The sequence below is a fragment of the Algoriphagus ratkowskyi genome (assembly GCF_002150505.1).
GTDB lineage: Bacteria > Bacteroidota > Bacteroidia > Cytophagales > Cyclobacteriaceae > Algoriphagus > Algoriphagus ratkowskyi.
Map to the genome: position 1 here is coordinate 1 of NZ_MSSV01000006.1, position 20,260 is coordinate 20,260.

The 20,260-nt window shown below is 38.8% G+C and carries 21 protein-coding genes; 9 read left to right on the forward strand and 12 right to left on the reverse strand.

Going from position 1 to position 20,260, the window contains the following annotated elements; all coding sequences use genetic code 11:
• The 3 genes from BVH02_RS07985 to BVH02_RS07995 all read left to right on the forward strand — a co-directional run.
• Positions 1 to 2,597, forward strand: a 2,597-nt coding sequence (locus BVH02_RS07985) for an outer membrane beta-barrel protein (RefSeq protein WP_143244192.1), incomplete at its 5' end; no start/stop codon positions are given.
• A 105-nt stretch (positions 2,598 to 2,702) separates the two neighbouring features.
• Complete coding sequence (locus BVH02_RS07990; RefSeq protein WP_086500885.1) at positions 2,703 to 3,776, forward strand: BF3164 family lipoprotein; 1,074 nt, start codon at positions 2,703 to 2,705, stop codon at positions 3,774 to 3,776.
• A 215-nt stretch (positions 3,777 to 3,991) separates the two neighbouring features.
• A complete protein-coding gene (locus tag BVH02_RS07995; RefSeq protein WP_086500886.1) occupies positions 3,992 to 5,092 on the forward strand; it encodes a right-handed parallel beta-helix repeat-containing protein in 1,101 nt (366 codons plus the stop codon).
• Between the two features lie 57 nt (positions 5,093 to 5,149).
• Here the strand turns inward: BVH02_RS07995 and BVH02_RS08000 are convergent, their stop codons facing one another.
• Entirely contained in the window at positions 5,150 to 5,716 is a 567-nt protein-coding gene (locus BVH02_RS08000) for a fasciclin domain-containing protein (protein ID WP_086500887.1), read from the reverse strand.
• A 277-nt stretch (positions 5,717 to 5,993) separates the two neighbouring features.
• Here BVH02_RS08000 and pheS point away from each other — a divergent pair, with 277 nt between their 5' ends.
• Complete coding sequence (pheS, locus tag BVH02_RS08005; RefSeq protein ID WP_086500888.1) at positions 5,994 to 7,022, forward strand: phenylalanine--tRNA ligase subunit alpha; 1,029 nt, start codon at positions 5,994 to 5,996, stop codon at positions 7,020 to 7,022.
• A 345-nt stretch (positions 7,023 to 7,367) separates the two neighbouring features.
• Here the strand turns inward: pheS and BVH02_RS08010 are convergent, their stop codons facing one another.
• The 3 genes from BVH02_RS08010 to BVH02_RS08020 form a co-directional block, all read right to left on the reverse strand.
• On the reverse strand, positions 7,368 to 8,720 hold the full coding sequence (locus BVH02_RS08010) for an FAD-dependent oxidoreductase (protein ID WP_086500889.1): 1,353 nt from the start codon (positions 8,718 to 8,720) through the stop codon (positions 7,368 to 7,370).
• Between the two features lie 25 nt (positions 8,721 to 8,745).
• Positions 8,746 to 10,023 carry a kynureninase gene (gene kynU, locus BVH02_RS08015; RefSeq protein ID WP_086500890.1) on the reverse strand — a complete coding sequence of 426 codons (1,278 nt, stop codon included), beginning with the start codon at positions 10,021 to 10,023 and terminating at the stop codon, positions 8,746 to 8,748.
• A gap of 265 nt (positions 10,024 to 10,288) precedes the next feature.
• Entirely contained in the window at positions 10,289 to 10,801 is a 513-nt protein-coding gene (locus BVH02_RS08020) for a 3-hydroxyanthranilate 3,4-dioxygenase (RefSeq protein WP_086500891.1), read from the reverse strand.
• Positions 10,802 to 11,011: 210 nt separating this feature from the next.
• On the opposite strand from BVH02_RS08020, the gene BVH02_RS08025 reads away from it, so the two are divergent.
• Both BVH02_RS08025 and BVH02_RS08030 read left to right on the forward strand, forming a co-directional pair.
• Positions 11,012 to 12,001: a dipeptidase gene (locus BVH02_RS08025; protein ID WP_086500892.1), complete on the forward strand. Its 990-nt coding sequence runs from the start codon at positions 11,012 to 11,014 to the stop codon at positions 11,999 to 12,001.
• Positions 12,001 to 12,615, forward strand: a complete 615-nt coding sequence (locus BVH02_RS08030) for a thiamine pyrophosphokinase (RefSeq protein WP_086500893.1) — start codon at positions 12,001 to 12,003, stop codon at positions 12,613 to 12,615. Before BVH02_RS08025 ends, BVH02_RS08030 begins: the two co-directional genes overlap by 1 nt.
• Here BVH02_RS08030 and BVH02_RS08035 read toward each other — a convergent pair.
• From BVH02_RS08035 to prmC, 5 genes are read right to left on the reverse strand one after another with little or no spacing between them, the layout of a single operon-like run.
• Positions 12,569 to 12,955, reverse strand: coding sequence for a magnesium citrate secondary transporter (locus BVH02_RS08035; protein ID WP_086500894.1), 387 nt, complete (start codon positions 12,953 to 12,955; stop codon positions 12,569 to 12,571). The two genes, BVH02_RS08030 and BVH02_RS08035, sit on opposite strands and share 47 nt — an antisense overlap.
• Positions 12,952 to 13,236 carry a hypothetical protein gene (locus BVH02_RS08040; RefSeq protein WP_086500895.1) on the reverse strand — a complete coding sequence of 95 codons (285 nt, stop codon included), beginning with the start codon at positions 13,234 to 13,236 and terminating at the stop codon, positions 12,952 to 12,954. The genes BVH02_RS08035 and BVH02_RS08040 overlap by 4 nt, the downstream gene beginning before the upstream one ends.
• A gap of 31 nt (positions 13,237 to 13,267) precedes the next feature.
• Complete coding sequence (locus BVH02_RS08045) at positions 13,268 to 13,636, reverse strand: helix-turn-helix domain-containing protein (RefSeq protein WP_223271832.1); 369 nt, start codon at positions 13,634 to 13,636, stop codon at positions 13,268 to 13,270.
• The gene (locus BVH02_RS08050; protein ID WP_086500897.1) at positions 13,636 to 13,941 is read right to left on the reverse strand and encodes a type II toxin-antitoxin system HigB family toxin; all 306 of its coding nucleotides are present in this window, start codon (positions 13,939 to 13,941) and stop codon (positions 13,636 to 13,638) included. The genes BVH02_RS08045 and BVH02_RS08050 overlap by 1 nt, the downstream gene beginning before the upstream one ends.
• 24 nt (positions 13,942 to 13,965) lie before the next feature.
• A complete protein-coding gene (prmC, locus tag BVH02_RS08055) occupies positions 13,966 to 14,805 on the reverse strand; it encodes a peptide chain release factor N(5)-glutamine methyltransferase (RefSeq protein WP_086500898.1) in 840 nt (279 codons plus the stop codon).
• 161 nt (positions 14,806 to 14,966) lie between these two features.
• Here prmC and BVH02_RS08060 point away from each other — a divergent pair, with 161 nt between their 5' ends.
• Both BVH02_RS08060 and guaB read left to right on the forward strand, forming a co-directional pair.
• The gene (locus tag BVH02_RS08060; RefSeq protein ID WP_086500899.1) at positions 14,967 to 16,160 is read left to right on the forward strand and encodes a methyltransferase domain-containing protein; all 1,194 of its coding nucleotides are present in this window, start codon (positions 14,967 to 14,969) and stop codon (positions 16,158 to 16,160) included.
• A 143-nt stretch (positions 16,161 to 16,303) separates the two neighbouring features.
• The gene (guaB, locus tag BVH02_RS08065; RefSeq protein ID WP_086500900.1) at positions 16,304 to 17,782 is read left to right on the forward strand and encodes an IMP dehydrogenase; all 1,479 of its coding nucleotides are present in this window, start codon (positions 16,304 to 16,306) and stop codon (positions 17,780 to 17,782) included.
• Positions 17,783 to 17,883: 101 nt separating this feature from the next.
• Here the strand turns inward: guaB and BVH02_RS08070 are convergent, their stop codons facing one another.
• The 3 genes from BVH02_RS08070 to BVH02_RS08080 form a co-directional block, all read right to left on the reverse strand.
• The gene (locus BVH02_RS08070; RefSeq protein ID WP_086500901.1) at positions 17,884 to 18,342 is read right to left on the reverse strand and encodes an RES family NAD+ phosphorylase; all 459 of its coding nucleotides are present in this window, start codon (positions 18,340 to 18,342) and stop codon (positions 17,884 to 17,886) included.
• A 3-nt stretch (positions 18,343 to 18,345) separates the two neighbouring features.
• On the reverse strand, positions 18,346 to 18,813 hold the full coding sequence (locus BVH02_RS08075) for an MbcA/ParS/Xre antitoxin family protein (RefSeq protein WP_086500902.1): 468 nt from the start codon (positions 18,811 to 18,813) through the stop codon (positions 18,346 to 18,348).
• Between the two features lie 90 nt (positions 18,814 to 18,903).
• Positions 18,904 to 19,380: a GNAT family N-acetyltransferase gene (locus BVH02_RS08080; RefSeq protein WP_086500903.1), complete on the reverse strand. Its 477-nt coding sequence runs from the start codon at positions 19,378 to 19,380 to the stop codon at positions 18,904 to 18,906.
• A gap of 62 nt (positions 19,381 to 19,442) precedes the next feature.
• Between BVH02_RS08080 and BVH02_RS08085 the strand changes: the two genes are divergently transcribed.
• The gene (locus BVH02_RS08085; protein ID WP_086500904.1) at positions 19,443 to 20,213 is read left to right on the forward strand and encodes a type III pantothenate kinase; all 771 of its coding nucleotides are present in this window, start codon (positions 19,443 to 19,445) and stop codon (positions 20,211 to 20,213) included.
• Positions 20,214 to 20,260: the final 47 nt, after the last annotated feature.

Below are 20,260 nucleotides of genomic sequence, written 5' to 3' on the forward strand. Positions count from 1 at the left end.
AATTTATAGGATATGTGACCATTAGCCGTACGCATTCAGGGAGAGATCCTATCGATCTAGGAGTACTGACGCTTGTGGAAGATGCACAGGTATTAGGAGAAGTGATCATTCAAGGGCAGAATCCTCTTGGTGAGATGAGAGGTGATACTACTTCATTCAATGCGAGCGCCTTTAAAACAAAAGAAAATGGTATGGCTGAGGATTTGATAGGGAAAATTCCGGGTGTTACCATCTCCAACGGTGAAGTACAAGCTCAAGGTGAATCTGTACAAAAGATCTTAGTAGATGGACGTGAGTTCTTCGGTTCCGATCCTAATATTGCCTTGAAAAATTTACCAGCAGATGCTATAGATAGAATAGAAATTCTGGATCAAAGATCTGATCAAAGTCGTTTGACTGGATTTGATGATGGAACCTACACTAAGACGATCAACATCATTTTGAGAGAGGATAGAAAAAATGGTCAATTCGGCAGAGTATATGGTGGATATGGTACTGACGATAGGTATACCGCTGGTGGTAGTTTAAATCTTTTTGGTGGAGATAGAAGAGTATCCGTGTTAGGACTATTTAATAATATAAACCAACAGAATTTCTCCAGTGATGACCTTGCTGGGGTAAATGCAAATGCTTCTGGAGGAGGAGGTAGAGGTAGCCGTGGAGGATCCGGTGGTGGAAATAGTAATTTCTATGGAGGAAATGATACAGGTACAATTACAACAAATGCATTTGGACTCAATTTTAGTGACAAATTTGGACCTAAAGTTAACTTCACTGGAAGTTATTTCTTCAATAATACACAAAACACACTGCGTCAAACCACTAATCGTCAGACAGTAATCAACGAGACAACAACTCAAAATTATCAAGAAAGTCTGATTAACTTTGTAGAAAATTTCAATCACAGAGCGAATGCTAGAATCGAAGCAGATTTGAACGATAAAAATTCCTTGGTTATCAGTCCTACTTTCTCTTATAGAACAGGTAATACCTATAGTGACAGGGATGCTTTGACTTTGGCAAATGATACAGATTCACTTTCTTCTTTGCGTTCTATCACAGATGCTTTATCTAGTTCTTTTAGCCTTTCAAATAACATAACTTACCGTTATAAATTTGATAAAAAAGGAAGAACACTTTCTACAGATATAAATACTTCATGGAATAACAGTGACCAAGATTCTGATTTAGGTGGAACTAGTAAAGATTATAACAGGAATTTATTTGATACTACCCTACAACAGACAGATTTGATCTCTAAGGGATTTACCTATCGTGTGAATGCAACGTTGACAGAACCATTAGGAGAAAAGTCAATTGGTACTTTTGGCTATCAGATTAGTAATACTAAAACTGATTCAGACCAAAGGACAAGAGTACTAAACAATGAAAATATTACTGTTCTAGATACTGCTTTAAGTAATGACTTTGAGAACAAGTTCATTACTCAGAGATTAAGAACAGGTTATGCGTACAATAGCAACGGTTGGAATGTGAACTTGAATTTGGATTATCAATATGCAAAGCTTGACAATGAATCTTTCTTCCCTACTGAAGGAGTATTTGTCAAAGATTTCAACAACTTATTGCCAAGTGCTAATCTTAGCTATAGAAATAGAGAGTCGGGGTTAAATTTTAGATTCAGATATAGAACTAGCACAAATGAGCCATCTGTAACGCAGCTTCAAAATGTCGTTAATAACCAAAATCCACTTAGTCTAAGTGTAGGTAATCCAAACTTAAGTCAAAGTTATGCGCAGAACCTAAATGCTAACATTGGTAGATTTAATTTGGAGAAAAACAGTTCGTTCTTCGTGTTTGCAAACTTTACATCTACAGATAATTATATAGGTACGAGTACCTACATCGCATCTACCGATACGTTGATCAATAACGATATTCGTCTTGCTCCAGGTGGACAGATAACTCAGCCCGTCAATTTGGATGGTAATTTCAATGCGAGCATGTTCATGAACTATGGTACACCAATCAAGGGCATCAAAACGAACATTACCTTAAATACTAGAGTGTCTTTCACAAGATCTCCTGGTATTATTAATGGACTTAAAAACATTAATGATAATACTAACTTAGGTCAAGGAGTTTCATTTACTTCTAACATAAGTAAGGATTTTGACTTTACTCTTGGTACCACAGGTACTTACACGATCGTTAATTCAAGCTTGCAAGAAACCTTAGATAATAACTATTACATTCAAGAATCAAATTTGAAACTTTATTATTCTCCAAATGATGGAAAATTATTTGTGGGAAATACAGTAAGTAATAGCTTATATCGTGGTCTTTCTGATGGATTTAATCAGTCAATATGGCTATGGAACATTGAAGCGGGTTACAGATTTGCTAAGAACAATAAGGCTGAAGTGAAATTAGTCATCTTTGACTTGTTGAATCAGAATACTAGTATCTCACGTACGATCTCTGATGTATCGGTATCGGATGTCTATACTAATGTTTTGACACGCTATGGCTTACTTACATTTACTTATATCATTGGTAAATTTAAGAGTGATGCTGCGCCATCTGATCGCCCTCAAAGAGGAGGCCCTCCAGGCGGAGGTAGCAGAACTTGGTAATAGTCCCATCTGTATTCTAAAATATCAAACCGACTGGATAAATTCAGTCGGTTTTTTTTTATCTTTTCTACTAAAAATTAGTATTTTAACTAAATTACATGGTACATGAAGGGTCTATATTTATTTTCTTTAGTTTTCATCTTCTGTTCTTGTGTATCAGAATCTGAGAATGAATCTACGATAACAATAGAAGTAAATGATTTTGAGGAGATCAAACTTAGTTCTGAAAAGCACTATTTTGAGGAGATAATCAATCCTTCAAGTTTGGCGCTACAAGGAGATATGGTACTAATAAGTGAATACCATAATGTCCCAGATGAGTTTCCACGAATTCACATAATCAATTCTAAAGATTGGACTTATGACAAACCTAAAGGAAGGTATGGAAAAGGTCCATTAGAAACCGCTATACCCGAATTTATAGGTTCGAAAGACCCAGATAATTTTTGGGTATATGATTACAATAACAGAAAGATCTCAACTTTTTTATTTAATGACACTATTCTTTTAGCCAGTAGTGATCGGAAAATCACAGATCCAAGTATGGGGCCCATAAGCCTAGTATTAGCTCCAAACGGAAATTACTTGGGGTCTCCAAGGGAGAATGAAAATAAAATACTGGAATTTGTCCCTGAGGGAAAGCTGATTGGTACATACGGAAAGCATGAAAGATTAAAAGAAAAACCTGAGCTAAAAAATTTTCAAATTAGTCTACTTAACGGTGGGCGATTCGGTGGAAATCCTACTATTGGAATTTATGTCATAGCAAGTGTTTATAGAGACTTATTGGAAATATTCGACTATCACACAGCCAATTTTATTTCAGTTATAGGATCAGGTACAAAGCTTCCGGAATTTGAATATCATGAAAGTAAATTTGGTGGAATGCTAAGTTTTGCGCCCGATGTTCCAACTAAATATCAAGGAATTTCCATATCCGAACAATATATTTTTGCTCTCTATTCAGGGTACTCTCCTTTAGACTACTCTAATTCTGGACTAACTGCTAAAGAAATTCGGGTATTTGATTTAGAAGGTAATCCTAAATGGAGATTTATACTAGATAGATCAGTTTCTCAAATTTCCATAAACGAACAGACCCATGAAATCTATGGACTCACTACCGATGAAAATCCTGGGATTGCTGTTTTTAAAATCTCGAAGGTCTTATTGGAGTAACCCTATACAGGGTCTAATTATTCAGTAGGATTTTCTTCTACTTGAAATCTAAAATCATTCTTACGACAATTTTTTAAAGACAAGATACATTTAAGGCAACATGTACGAATAATCAGCTAATCAGTCATAAAGAAATAAATTTGTTAATAATCACAGGCAAAATTGAAATATTTCTTTTTAATTTGAATTAACGTTAATTATTTAAACTTATAATCATGAAAAATGTGTGTTTTTTTGGACTTGTCATAATGGTTATGGCAAGTTGTACGGACCTATCTCAAAATGATAACTTGCTTCAGGAAAAAGACCAGATTGAGTTGGCAAAACCTGAACTTGAAATTGACTTTTCTAATCTTGAATTGAAAATGAAATTTTATGAGCAAAAGAATCAGGAAAGATTGGCCAATGCTACCCATTTGAAGAAAGGCTGTGATTCCAATGTTAAAGTTCCATTGGATTTCTCCAGTATTCAGGAAGCAGTGGATAATGTTTGCGATGGGGGACATGTAATGGTAAGCTCCGGGGAATATTATGAGGAAATTTATATTAATAAACCAGGTGTTAAAATAAAAGCAATCGGAGATGTTGTATTAATCGGAGGATTCATTTTAAATGAATATGCTGATGAAACTACTATTCAAAATTTTAAAATTAAGCTACATGGCGCTATAAATGGAATTTTTTCATACAAAGCAGATAAGCTAAGAATCAGCCAAAATGAGATAGAAGATTTTCCTTTTTATAATAATTATGGAATCCTCTTAGGGAATACTAATGAGTCGATTATTCATAAAAATAAGATTATTCGAACCGGTAATGGTATAACTTTAATGACGGATGATAATTATGAGGGAATAAGTCAAAAAAATGATATTTCCTTTAATTATGTAAACAGTTACTTTATTTCTGGAATTAGTTTTATAGGAAATCTAGATGAAAATTCAATAAAAAATAATACTGTAAGCCTTCACGCTTTTTATAGAGAACGCTTTTTCGGAGGAGGAATTGCTTTAATTAGTAGAGTAAACTCCAATCATTTTATTAGCAGTGATAATAACCAAATCAAGAACAATAATATAAGTGATGGAACTATAGGTCTTTTAATCACGGATTTCAATTCTGGAAATGAAGTTACAGGGAATGAAATTTCCAATAATTTTATGTACGGAATTTATTCTTTATCCCTTGACGAGGGGGCTAATCCCAATATTTTTAAAAACAATACAGTTCGTGATAACTTTTCCTGTGATATTGTAGATGTTTCAGGTATAAATATTTATCTCAAAAATACTGCGGATTGTACTATTGGAATTTAAAGACACAAAAAAGCCGACTCCATCAGGAGCCGGCTTAGCAATTGGGTGACCAACAACTTACTTTTTAGGAAGAACCACTGAGTCTACAGAGTGTATCACGCCATTTGACTGCCATACATCCGATATAGTAACTTTGGATTCGCCACCATTTTCGTCAGTGATATAAAGGTCTTTACCTTTCATCCAAGCAGTTAACTTTCCGCCTTGAACGGTTGTAAGAACAGCTTTACCATCTCCTTTTTTGATCGCAGCAGCAATTTCTTTAGATCCCATTTTACCAGCAACTACGTGGTATGTAAGGACAGCCTGAAGTGTCGCTTTATTTTCTGGCTTCAAAAGCGTCTCTACTGTTCCAGCAGGAAGTTTCTCAAAAGCCATGTTATCTGGAGCAAATACCGTGAAAGGTCCTGCTCCCTGTAATGTCTCTACTAAACCTGCTGCCTTTACAGCTGCTACTAATGTGGTGTGATCCGCAGAATTCACTGCATTCTCCACTATATTTTTAGAAGGATACATTTCTGCGCCACCAACCATTTTTGTTTTTTCCATTTGAGCAAAAGCCATGTTTGCAGAAAGAAAAATGAAGGCTGCGAAAGCCATTTTGAAGAAATTTTGAATTTTCATAATCGTATTAGTTTGAATTTTTTTTGGTTTCTTTATTTGGGATGAGATACGAGCGCTTTTGCAAGTCTGGATTTAGTGATGTAAAAAATACTACATATTATTATATTCGATTAACGAGATCATGAGCACATTAATCAGTTCATTTATCTTCAGTCCTTTTACTTCAAGACATCACATGGTTTTTGAATTTCTAGCTTATCAAAACCTAAAGTCAACCTTTAGGCTTTCCAAAAGACCCCAAAAGCCTTAGCTTTGCCATTCGAATAATTTGAATCCCATGTACCAAGAGAAAATCGAATCAATTAAGGCCGCTATTGCAGCAGCAGATGCCAATAGCCCAGAAGAGTTAGAAACCTACAGAATGGAGTATATCTCTAAAAAATCTGTGGTGGGAGAGCTTTTTGCAGACATGGGAAAAGTGCCTAATGAGGAGAAAAGAACCTATGGACAGTTGGTAAATGGCGTCAAGCAACTTGCCGAAGAGAAGTTCCAAGAGTTAATCGAGAGAATAAGTCAAACAAATAAGAAGTCTAAAGCCGCTGATATAGACTTAACATTACCTCCTTCCAATCAAAGTCTCGGCGGTATTCATCCGCTGACAGCTACTCGTCAACGAATTATCGAGATCTTCGAGCGTATTGGATTCAATCTATCTGAAGGGCCAGAGATCGAAGATGACTGGCATAACTTTACAGCCTTAAATTTTCCGGAAAATCACCCTGCTCGTGAAATGCAGGATACATTTTTCATCGAAAAGAATCCTGATATAGCACTCAGAACACATACTTCATCAGTACAGGTGCGTGTGATGGAAAATCAGAAACCTCCTATACGTACTCTTTCTCCGGGAAGAGTATACAGAAATGAAGCTATATCAGCGCGTGCACATTGTATTTTCCACCAAGTGGAAGGTCTGTATGTCGACGAGAATGTAGGTTTTGCTGATTTGAAAAATACACTTTACCACTTTGCCAAAGAGATGTTTGGCAAAGAAACCAAAGTAAGATTCAGACCTTCTTATTTCCCATTTACCGAGCCAAGTGCGGAGATCGATATCACTTGTCTGATCTGTGGAGGCAAAGGATGTAACGTCTGCAAAGGATCTGGCTGGGTGGAGATCGGCGGATCAGGAATGGTGGATCCAAATGTGTTGGAAAACTGTGGAATTGATGCTAAAAAATACACTGGCTTTGCCTTTGGTATGGGCATCGAGCGAATCGCCATGCTTAAATATCAGATCAAAGACCTTCGTCTATTCACAGAGAATGATGTGAGGTTCCTAAGGCAGTTTAGGACGGTGCTATAAAAAAATGGAAGGCGTTGAGAAATTATTAGCTTTTTTTTACCACAATGGTCACAGAGTTTTTCGCAGAGAGCGCAACTGGCAATGTTATCCTGCTTCTCCAGAAGCAAGATTATGTGAAATGAGATAGATTGTTGCGTACCAATGATATTTCTCTGTGACTTCTTTGCGTGAACTTTGAACGCTTTGCGGTTTCAAATACCATTGCCACTTCTGAATACGTATAAAATTACCTATTCCTGAAGACTTGAACAGCGGCAAATTTGAGACAAAAAAACAGGTTCAAATCTATGATCTGAACCTGTTTTTCCTTCTCTGCCTGAACTCAGCAGACTCCGTGATAAAAGACTACACCGCTTTTGCTGTTTCCATTTTATAGATGATATTCTCGTAGTCGAGCTTATTCCAATTCTCTGTAATCAGCGGATCAGCCATCACACGATCCATGATTGCTTCCTGTAGTTTTCCTTGAGTATAAGCTTCTGAATACCTCATGTCGGTGAAAGTCACCATAGAATACAATGGAATCCAGTCATTAGGATATAACTCGTATAGCTTGGCCTCTATTTTCTTTCGAAGTACAAACTTCGGGTCAGCCACAGAATCTTTCATTTCTTCAAAATTCTCCATCGCCAATTGGCAGATTGCGTCGGTATCTATTTTTCGTTTTTTCTGGAATTTTTCAAACACTAAATCCCAGGAGTTAGTCCCAAACTTATCGATCAAGCCATTCAAAATTGAGCAATCTTCAAAGCCACAATTCATACCCTGCCCATAGAATGGAACCATAGCGTGGCTCGCATCTCCCATCAGCAGACTAGTTCCTTGTACCCAAGGGAAGCATTCGACATTGATCAGAGCTGAAGTAGGATTTGCGAAGTACTCTTTCTTCAGATCCGGCATCATTTGGTACGCATCGTCAAAATAATTCGAAAATAAGATCTCTAGATCATTCTCGTCATTGATTTTGTCGAAGCATATTTTGGAGCCACTATGCGGCAAAAATAGCGTACAGGTAAATGTCTTATCAGGATTTGGAAGAGCGATCAGCATAAATCTGCCTCTTGGCCAGATATGCAGCGCATTCGGATCCATTGCAAATTCGCCTTCTGCAGTTGCCGGGATCGTTAGCTCCTTGTATTCATGAGTGATGTATTCTTGTTTGTAATTGAAGCGAATTTGCTTTTGCATCGCTAGTCTAAGCGAAGAATAAGCTCCATCAGATCCGAACAACACAGGTGCAAGGACTTTCTTTTCGCCTTCTGGCGTCTGGAAATTGATCTCCTGAGTACGGAAATCTACATCGGTGCATTTATGCTCAAATTTGAAGTGAACTCCCAAGCGCTCGCCTTCTTCTACAAGCAATTGATTGAATTTGCCTCTGGAAAGGGAGTAGATAGCCTGATCTTCTTTCCCGTAAGAAATAAAAGTAGTACCGCCATGCTCATCATGAATCTTACGACCATACATAGGGATGGCCAATGGCATCACTTTGTCTCTTAGACCAACTTCCTCAAGTGCTTTCCATCCTCGATGGCTAAGAGCCATGTTGATTGATCTTTTCCCTTCGTCAAAAGTTGATTTGCGTTTGTCAGGTCTTTTGTCATAAACTTGGACATCTAAACCTTGACGCTTTAGATATATAGCCATTAGTGAACCTATCAATCCGGCTCCTAACACAGTTACTTGATTCTTTTCCATTTGGATTGTTTTATCCACGCTTCCTTTAAGCGAATTTCTTCAGAGATTGTTCCAAAATCTGTGCAAATTGGAATACGTCTAGGAAGCTGTTATAGAGTGGTGTAGGTGCCAGACGAATCACATTGGGATTGCGCCAGTCTCCTACGACTCCTTGTTTATACCATTCATCGAATACAGCCTTGCCTCCGCGATGAATGTGCAAAGATAACTGACAGCCTCTTTCCGCAGGATTTTTAGGAGTAATTATTTCCAAAACCCCTGATTTTCCGCTGATTTCTTCGATTAGATAAGCCAAATATCCTGTGAGCTGTTCTGATTTCTTTCTTAGATTTTCTATTCCCGCATCCTGAAATATATCCAATGATGCCTGATGGACAGCCAATCCTATGATATCGGAATTGGACAATTGCCATCCATCTGCTCCATGCATAGGCATAAAACCTTTCTCCATCTTAAAACGCTGCTCCTGATCATGACCCCACCATCCAGCAAATCGATTCAGGTCAGGTCGCTCTGCAAATCTCTCATGAATAAACACGCCAGAAACGTTCCCCGGGCCTGAATTCATATATTTATAACTGCACCAAGTAGCAAAATCCACATCCCAATCATGAAGACTTAGGGGTGCATTTCCAGCAGCATGTGCCAAGTCAAATCCCGCATAAGCACCCACTTCGTGTGCTGCAGCAGTGATAGCTTTCATGTCAAAAATCTGTCCCGTATAATACTGTAAACCAGCCATATTCACCATTGCAAGGGAATCTCCTTGTTTCCTTATTTCGGCCAAAATATCGGCAGTTCGGAGTGTATGCTCCCCTTCTCGAGGGTTTAGTTCTACAATGGTTTCGGCAGGATCTAAACCATGAAACTTTACCTGTGTTTCCAACATATATTGATCAGAGGGAAAAGCTCCTCCCTCTATGATTATTTTAAATCGCTCTTTGGTTGGCTGATAAAATGACACCATCAAGAGGTGGAGATTCACCGAAAGATTATTCATCGCGACCACTTCGTGCTCATGTGCTCCGACAATCTCGGCCAAAGCTGGTTTCGATTTTTGCTTTACATACATCCAAGCATCTTCTCCATGAAAATGCCCATCTACAGCCATTTCAGACCAATTTGCTAGCTCTTTTGCTATGTAATCTTTTACAGATTTGGGTTGTAATCCAAGTGAATTTCCACAAAAATAAATCGCATCTTTTCCATCTACTTTGGGGAAAAGAAAACGATCTCTGAAAGTAGAAAGAGCATCTTTCTCATCCATCTCCCGAGCAAATTCTTCTGAATATTCGTAGTTCATTTTTTGAAACTGTTGGGTTTATAAATTCTTTATATGATTATGCGTAATCTTGTCCGTACCATAATTTTCTTTCCTTTTTAGGATAAAATACGGATACGGGTGACCGAAGCAGTCTGAATTCAAGTGTTTACCTTCTAATTAAGCTGCGTTTTATCTTTTAGATTTACATAAACTTTAAGTAGTACACTTTAAAGACAAATGCATCCTAGGATTTGTTTAACGACATCGATTTGGAAGCAGCGGTCATCTAGCATCGGACATCATTTCAATTCTCCATCACTGTTCCGCAGTTTTTGCAGGTGTGATTCTCAGAATTCCCCCAAAATCTTTCCTGCACTGGAGGCAGCTGCGTGACAATATCTGTAACCTCGAAAAATTCTTCATAAAGTTTATCACCGCAATTCTCACAATGCCAGATAAATCCATCAATCTCACCTGCTCTTCTGTAGCGCTCGATTACCAATCCAATTGTATTGACAGGACGACGTGGAGAATGAGGTACTTTGGCAGGCAACAAGAATATTTCCCCTTCTCGAATTGCAATATCTTTGGGCTTTCCCTCTTCGATCACTTTCAAGACAATATCACCTTCTAGTTGATAGAAAAACTCTTCTCCCTCGTTCGAATGGTAATCTTTTCTGGAATTAGGTCCACCGACCACCATCACGATGAAATCATCATTTCCTTTATAAACTTGCTGATTTCCAATTGGGGGTTTGAGTAGATGTCTATTTTCATCTATCCATTTTTTAATATTGAAAGGTTGTGAAAAGGCCATATTGCTTATTTTAAGGGTAATATTTATTCCAATCAAGATTAACTTACAAAGGAATCCTCCCTAAAAGTATTAAAAAACATAGGGTTTTTTGACTTACCTTGTCTTAACCCCTAAAAACGATGAAATTGAGCATGACTCAAGTGTCACACACAGTGTGAACATAAATTCTGCGAGATTCCATATGGCCGTTAAAAGAAAAATTATAATCAGATGAAATTCCCTATAATTGACATGCACTGTGATTTATTGTCCTATTTGGCCAAGATACCATGTGCAGATCCTTTTGTAAAAGACGACATAGCCTGTGCTATTCCATGGTTAATTGACGGTGGAGTTCGTATGCAAGTGTTGGCAATTTACACCGACGTAAAGCCTGAAAGCATGAACTTGGCGGCTAGGCAAGCAGTAATTTTTGAAGAGCTTCATCAGAAATACAGCACTGAATTAGCATTAATAGATTCTGGTTTTTTGTTGAATTGGGACAAACAAAACCGCGTCGGAATTAAAGCATCAGTTGAAAATGCTGCAGGTTTTGGCAATGAAACTGCGAGTTGGGAAGAGATCTATCAGCAGTTTGATTTTATACTGGAAAAAGTAAAATCCCTAGCATACATCAGCCTAACGCATCACACCGAAAACCGTTTTGGTGGTGGTAACTACACCAAGGGAATTGGTTTGAAAGATGACGGTAAAAAGTTGTTGGACTACATGGCAGGCAAGAGAATTCCTGTTGATTTCTCGCATACGTCTGATTTGCTGGCAGAGGGAATTTTGAACCATATCGACAGCAATAAGCTGGATATCCCCGTGATCGCAAGTCATTCGAATATGAGGGCAATCTGGAATCATCCAAGAAACCTTACTGATGAATTTGCCAAGGAAATCATACATCGTGGAGGTATTATCGGAGTGAATTTCCTGAGAGCTTTCCTAGATCCAGAAGTTCCAGAGCGCTTATTTGAGCATATTATTCATGGCTTCGAATTGGGAGGAAAAAATGCTATGTGCTTTGGTGCCGATTATTTTTACACCAAAGACTTCGGAGATCCAGCACGCTTGCCTTTCTATTTTCCTTTGGCAGAAAATGCCAGTAAATACCCTTCTCTAATCGAAAGTTTAGAAGACAAATTAAGCGCAACTGATTTGGAAGGCTTGGCCTTTAGAAATTCTTTGGAGTTCTATCGTAAAATCCAATCTTAATGTCGTCTCACCACTTCGTCAAAGATAAGCAAGAACCTGCTATTCTAATTTTGGATGCTGATCACCTTCGATTTGATCAAGTATCTCCTTTGTTAGAATGGGTTCCCACAGTTCTTGTAAGCGAAAAAGCGCTAGAGCAAGTGTTGAGTTGGGGAATTAAAATAGACGTGATTCTTGCATCAACCACTTTTCAACAAGAAAACCAACAACTTCTCGAAGAGCAATACCCCTTGAAATTTATCACAGGTTCGGATGCGGATGATTTGCAAACTGGACTGGATTATCTTTTATCTACGGACCACAAAGCTGTTCATTTGGTAGGAATTTCGCATCTAAAAGCGCTAGATCTTTACAACCAATTGGAGCAGATTAACCTCACAATTATCGATGGGGATTGGAAATATTATCCGGTAAAATCTGGAGTGTTTAAAAAGTGGTTTGCTGAAGGAAATATTCACATCCATGGCAAAGAAGGCATGCCTGTTGAAATCAAAAATGAAAATGGGGAGCTGATCTTGCCCATTACTTATGCGACGATGCTGGAAGTGCCCGAGGGAACAACAGAGATCAAAGCTCCTGGGATTTTCTGGCTTGGGGAGCAGGTTTGTTCATAAACTGATAGAATACCCAAGTTCCAATTATATAGCATAGGACGTCGAGCGGATCTGCAGAATAGGCGTTAGAATAATTCGGGAGGAATAATTCAAAAACTACCGAAAAATATACCAGACCGATGATTAGCTGCTTTTTGCTAAAAGTGAGCTCAGAATACAATGGATGAATCCATCGCATCAGCTGCAAGCAAATTCCATAAACTACAGGCAAAGCCATCAAATCATCACCGTACGCATGATAAATAGGGACAAAGATTCCGAGAGAATTCTCTAAGAATTGATTGATCCAGAAAGCTAAGAAAGCGAAGATAAAAATGGGATGTTTGAAGATGTCTATCATCCCGGCAATGCTGCAATGAGCCACATGATGAATGTCATAATAGCCATGAAAACGGTGTAAAAAACATTTCCGGAATTTTTAAAGAATCGTTTGATCCCAGAATCTTCAGGTTTGATGTAGAACATCCCGCTTTTTTCATTTTTTATATTTTCCACCTCTTTTTTCTGCTGTCGCGCTAAATCTACAGGTGATAAAATCTCTCCGCAATGCTCACATCTATCCTCGTAATTATTTGTCCAAATTGACCATTCTCCACAATTCGGGCATTTCTTCTGACTCATATTTGGGGTTTCTTAGTACTTTCAAAAATTTCTAGGCCAGTTCTTTTTTTGATTTACCAACCAATATTTCGGTCGGCAAACCAAGCACTTCACTTAGACCTCTAATCATATCAACTGTCAGAGCTCTTTTTCCTGAAAGTATCTTCGATATGTTTCCTGCATCTCCCATGATTGGTTCGAGATCTTTATTTTTAAGGTTAAGATCTTCCATCCTATTTTTTATAGCCTCAATGGGGTCTAGAGAAGTCAAATGAAAATTTTCTTGTTCATAGAGCCTGACTAGAGTTACCAACAATTCTAATTCATCACCTTTTTCTGTGCCTTTCTTAGCATCAAATATTTCATCTATTCTAGCTAGATAGTCTTGATAGGTCGAGTCATTTTGGATTATTTTAATCATTATAAGTTAGGTTGAACGGTTAAAACATCTATTCTGTCATATTCTTTATGTCTTCCAAACCATTTGATTTGTAACACTTTGAACTGAAAGCTAAATCTTACAACTAGTCTGAACTTGTTTCCTTTTACATTAAATACTATTCTATCATCACCTACTTGATCAGCTGAGGGATAGGAAAGCTTCACGTCATTAAAATTTGTCCAATTAGCCTTTTCAGCTATTTCATACCATGTATTTAGCCAATCTGAAGCTTCAGGAAAATCTTGCATATATTTCTGCAGAGTAGCTTTTGTGATGACATTCATTACGGTAAATATAATAATTTGTTGTCAAATTGACAATATCCCTACTACCAATCTTTCCTTCTGATTTAAATCCTTCATAATTCTTACTTCAGAATATCCCAGATCTTGCATCAAGCTTGCCACAGCATTTCCATATTTCTCATTAATTTCAAAATATAGTTTGCCGTTAAGCTTCAAGAGTTGATTACCCATTTCAGCGATCCTTCGATAGAAAATCAGTGGATCATCATTACTCACGAAGAGCGCCAGCTCAGGTTCGAAATCCAGCACATTTCTATGCATTTCAGTTTTCTCCTGCTCAGGTATATAAGGAGGATTAGAAACCAAAATATCCAGTTCTGTCACTTCTGGAGTCTGGTTAAGAATGTCACATTTAGAAAAAGTCACTTTTGCATCTAACGCAACAGCATTGTTCTGAGCGATTAGCAAAGCTTCCTCAGAAATATCCACTGCAAAAACTTCCGGATTGTTCATCTCCAATGCCAAGGAAATAGGAATGCAACCCGTGCCGGTCCCTATGTCCAAGATCTTCAAACCAGCATTTCGATTCTCCTTGATAATCAGGTGCACCAATTCCTCCGTTTCATTTCTGGGAATTAAAGTAGCTGAACTGACGAAAAACTCTCTGCCGTAAAAAGGCCCTTTTCCAAAAATGTACTGAATAGGCTCTCCGGTTTTCAATCGCTCCAAATCCTCAAAGATTTTTGAAGGAAAGGAATTCACATCGGCTTCATTTAAAATTTCCGTCCTTCGCCAACCTAAGTGATGCTCAAATAGCCAGCTGACCAAAGATTCAGCCTCTTGCTTATCGTAATCTGTAAGTTTGGAAGCCCAAGAAGTAAGAAGTTCTTGATAAGAGGACATGGATCGTTAGATTTTGGATAGTTGATCTACAAAGGTATTAAAACCAAAATTTCTATTTCAGATGCAAGTCTGAATTCCCAAAGCTCCCTTTTCAATCCCTTTAAAATAGGATTCTGACAGACTCAGAAAGAAAAACTACCTTTGTGGAGAATTTTATTTCTATGAAACTACACAACAACACTATCCGCGGAGTCCATACCGCACTTGCAGCTATTTTTGAAGAAGGTCAGTACGCCGACAAAGTGATCGAAAGAACGCTGAAATCCAACCCAAAATGGGGTGCGCGCGATCGATCTTTCATTGCAGAAACTACCTATGAAATGGTACGTTGGTGGCGTTTGATTAACTATTTGAGCCCAAGTAAGGAGCCTTATGATCTATTTGGAACGTATTGGTTGATGCAGGGTCATAGCCTTCCGCCTTGGGAAGAATTTGCAAAAATCAATCCTGACAAGATCAAAGAAAAGTATGAGAAACTGGAAGATCCAGCTAAGTTGGAGTCTGTTCCTGATTGGCTTTTTGAAAGAGGTCAAAAAGAATTGGGAGACAAATGGGAGGCTGAAATCCACAGTTTGAATCAGGAGGCACAGGTAGTTTTGCGTGTAAATACGCTTAAAATCACCCGTGAGCAGCTGAAAAACAGACTGGTTGAGGATAACATTCATACGCATATTATCAAAGGCTATCCAGATGCATTGATATTAGATGAGCGAACCAACGTTTTCCGTAACGCAGCTTTCAAAGAAGGAATGTTTGAAGTGCAGGATGCATCTTCTCAGCTGGTGGCTCAAGCATTAGCTGTAGAGCCAGGAATGCGAGTGATAGATGCTTGTGCAGGTGCTGGTGGGAAATCCCTTCATATTGCTGCTCTGATGCAAAACAAAGGGAAAGTTCTTTCTATGGATATCGAAGAGTGGAAACTTCAGCAGACCAAACTTAGAGCTCGTCGAGATGGCGTTTCTATCATTGAGCGAAAAGTCATTGAAGGTTCTAAGACTATCAAAAGAATGAAAGAAACTGCTGATAGATTGCTATTGGATGTCCCTTGTTCTGGACTTGGAGTACTTCGCAGAAATCCTGATACCAAGTGGAAACTCAGCGAAGAATCTATAGAGAAAGTACGTAAAACCCAGCAGGAAATCCTGCAAAGCTATCCCTCCATGGTGAAGCCAGGCGGGCAAATGGTCTATGCTACTTGCAGTATTTTACCCTCAGAAAATCAGGATCAAATCGCCATATTCCTTGCCAGTGAAGCTGGAAAAGATTTTACCTTGATCGAAGATCAGAAAGTCCTAGCGCAGGAAAGTGGCTTTGATGGCTTCTATATTGCGAGGCTTCAGAAAAAGGAAGCTTAATACTATTTCTTAAACTTACCTAAATATGGGATCTTCAAAATATAATTGCTGATCCCATATTTTTTTGCACTTATCTGGTTTCGCATAAGAATTTGTTTTTAACTTTGACGTGCAAATAGGGTTCCTACATACCAATATTTGCCATGAATACAAATTCAGATAAATTCCTTTATGAAGCACTCACTTACGACGACGTGCTTCTTGTCCCAGGTTATTCAGAAGTCCTTCCCCGCGACACGAATACCTCTACCCAACTCACCAAGAAAATCAGGCTTAACATTCCTCTAGTTTCCGCTGCTATGGACACTGTCACTGAGGCTGAATTGGCTATTGCCATCGCGCTTGAGGGCGGTCTTGGCTTTGTTCACAAGAACATGACCATAGAGCAGCAGGCGGCACAAGTACGTAAAGTAAAGCGCTCTCAGGCGGGAATGATCCTAGATCCTATCACCCTTCACATAGATGCGAAAGTTCGAGATGCTGAGAACATCATGCGCGAATTCAATATTGGTGGTATTCCTGTAGTCGATGAAAATAAGATTCTAAAAGGTATCATCACCAACCGTGATCTTCGCTTCATAAAGGATCAAGAGCGTCCTATTCGGGAGATTATGACAACTGAAAACCTGATTACTGCCAAATCTGGAATTTCACTGGAGCAGGCAGAGGAAGTACTTCAGGAATATAAAATCGAGAAACTTCCGATAGTAGATGATGAATATAAACTATCAGGACTCATCACGTACAAAGATATTCTGAAAAGAAAGGACAAGCCAAATGCTTGTAAAGATGAGTTTGGAAGACTACGTGTAGGTGCGGCAGTAGGTGTGACTGCAGATATCGTGGAGCGCGTAGAAGCATTGATGCATGCAGGTGTAGATGTGGTTTCTATCGATACTGCTCATGGACACTCCAAAGGTGTAATCGAAACGTGTAGAAGAATCAAAGCTGCTTTTCCTGATCTCGAAGTTATCGTAGGAAATATTGCAACACCAGAAGCAGCTATCGCTCTGGCTGATGCAGGTGCCGACGCGGTGAAAGTAGGCGTAGGCCCAGGGTCTATCTGTACTACTAGAATCATTGCTGGTGTAGGTGTTCCTCAATTATCAGCTGTGTATGAATGCGCAGAGGCTTTGAAAGGCCGTGGTGTTCCTGTCATCGCTGATGGCGGAGTTCGCTATTCTGGTGACTTGGTGAAAGCTATTGCTGCAGGTGGAAGTTCAATTATGATTGGTTCTCTACTTGCCGGAACAGAAGAAGCTCCTGGAGAGATGATTATTTTTCAAGGAAGAAAATTCAAGTCTTACAGAGGCATGGGCTCTTTGGAAGCGATGGAATCTGGTTCCAAAGATCGATACTTCCAAGACGCTGAAGAAAATGTCAAAAAGTTGGTTCCAGAAGGAATCGTAGGCAGAGTTCCTTATAAAGGTTTGGTCTCAGAAGTACTTTATCAACTAGTAGGCGGACTGCAAGCTGGAATGGGCTACTGTGGAACACAGACTATAGAGGATCTTCAGAAGAACGGGAAGTTTGTAAAAATCACTGCTGCTGGTGTGAAAGAATCTCATCCACACGATGTGAGCGTAACGAGAGAAGCTCCTAATTATAGCGTAAAAAGTTAATCAATAGCTTTTAAGATATTTATAAATAGTAAGGGCCGGGAATATTCTCGGCCTTTATTTTTTACTACTAACCAATCTACCAATTTTGTAATTTTTCAATCTCAAGAATTAACTTCAAAACTCACATCCCATTCCTCCACTACAGTTACAGATTTTTGAAAATCAGGATGCAGAGGATTGATTAATAAATTATGCTCGCTTGAATAGCTTTTTAGAGGAATTCGGCAAGAGGGGATTTTCAATACTGGAGATATCATCCCTTTTGCCCAGGCTGTACCAAACTCCTGAGTTGATCGATGATGCGGTCTGTTTCTCCAGTCTGATGGCAACTGCGAAGCGTCTAATTCTGGAATTGGAGTCTGAATCTCTAGTACGACAAGCTTCCACTTGCTTTCTGTGACTACAGCTCCTTTGATACTTAGCAATTCTAAGAAATTAAGTGAGGAAATACTGCATACGTAGATTATCGGGGTGCCGAATTGATTCCATCTTCCAGCTCCGAGGCCAAAGCCAAGTGAACTTCTACCTGCAAGATTTTCAATCAATCGAAAATATCTCACAGCCTATAAAATCGCTCCCCAGGACATCGCTTCCATCGCCTCATCCACATGATCAACTCCATAAGGACTCTTCATTAGTGTAGATGGCTTTTGACCACCTAGGGAAGTATTCTCAGTATGAAGCCATTGGGAAAGCAACTCCTCAGTACCAAATAGCCTGATGCCTTTGGCAATCACTTGATCCATCTCCAGAATATTCTTAGTGAGTATTTTATTGAGTTTTCTGTCTTCTTTGCGCCAGCGAGAAAGCGTACTAGGATCTACTTCTAGCATCTCTGAAACGTCCTGCTGGGTAAATTCCAGAAAGTCAAATATCTCGCCTGTATCGTGAAATGAAACGGCAACATCATAAATTGCTGCTGGCTCGCTGACCATGGATAAAAGCTCTTGGAAAAAATAATAAGAATCGTGACCTGTGCGTATGGTCTCAGCTCCTGCCTTACCAAACGAAATCTTCCAAGTGTGTGTCATGGCTATTCTTCTAACTCACACTAAGTTACAAATATCTATTGCAAATACAATATTCCAGTATTGTATTTGCAATAGATGTCTAAAATTCAATTATGCGAGTAGCTGCTTGATCTCATAATCCTGCAGATGCGAATTGAGCCATCCAGCTTCCAGGGTAGCTCCATATTTTCTGTAGAAATTGATTGCTGGTTCATTCCAATCCAATACTTGCCACATCATACCAGTGCAATTTTCCTCTAAGCATTTTGCCATGATTCGGTCAAAGAGCAATTTCCCTGCTCCATTTCCTCTTTCAGATTCCGTGACGATCAAATCTTCCAGATAAATTCTTCTTCCTTTCCAGGTGCTGTAGCGATAGTAGTAAATCGCCAGGCCGACAATCTCAGAAGTCTCCGCTTTTATGCAGACAAACGTGCCAAAAACGGGATTTTCACCAAATCCATCGGTCTCCATCATCTCAAGTGTATTGGACACTTGCTCAGGTGCGTTCTCGTAAATTGCGAGTTCATTTATCAATTCCAATATCCGTGGAAGATCCTCTATTTTTCCTTCTCTTAGCGTATACATGTTCAAAGTTTATAAATCCGTTTAATTTTGGGAAAGGCTAATTTAATCAAATCCGAGAAACAATGTTTTTAGCAATAGATGCGGGGAATTCAAATGTGGTGTTTGCGCTATACGACGAGGTGAATAAGGGGTGGAAAAATCACTTTCGTATTGAAACCAATGAGGCTAAATTTTCTGGTCAACTGCACAAAAAAGTACCAATGTATTTTTTGGAGCATGGGATAAGTCCTGGGGATATTACGCGAATAGGCTTCAGCTCTGTCGTTCCTGAGATCAATGAGCAGATTCATCAATTTTGCGAAAATTACTTCGGTACCCAACCTTATCTTATTTCTCCGGCTAGTTATGAAAAACTTTCTATAACATCGCTCAGGCCAAATGAGATCGGTACAGATCTGATGTGTAACGCGTTGGCCGGTTATTCGAAATATAGAAAAGAATTGATCGTAGTAGATTTTGGCACCGCACTTACATTTACAGTGGTGGATGCTAAAGGAGAAATTATTGGTGTTAATATCGTTCCCGGATTGCAAACTGCTATCAAGTCTCTCTTCAACAGCACCTCCAAACTTCCCGATGTCCCTTTAATACTTCCAAAATCTGCACTTGGAAAAGACACTATTCATGCTATCCAGGCAGGAGTTCTTTATGGATATATTAGTTTGGTAAAAGGCATGGTCGAGACCATCAGGGAGGAAACAAACATGGAATTTACTGTAATAGCCACTGGTGGTTTGGTAGAAATTCTCTCGCCTTTGGAAAGGGTTTTTGATGAAATCGATAGGAATTTAACCCTTGAAGGACTTCGATTAATCACCCAAGCCAATCATTAAAAATAGATCTTAACTTGATAGTAATCAGAACAGACTATTTTTAAGAT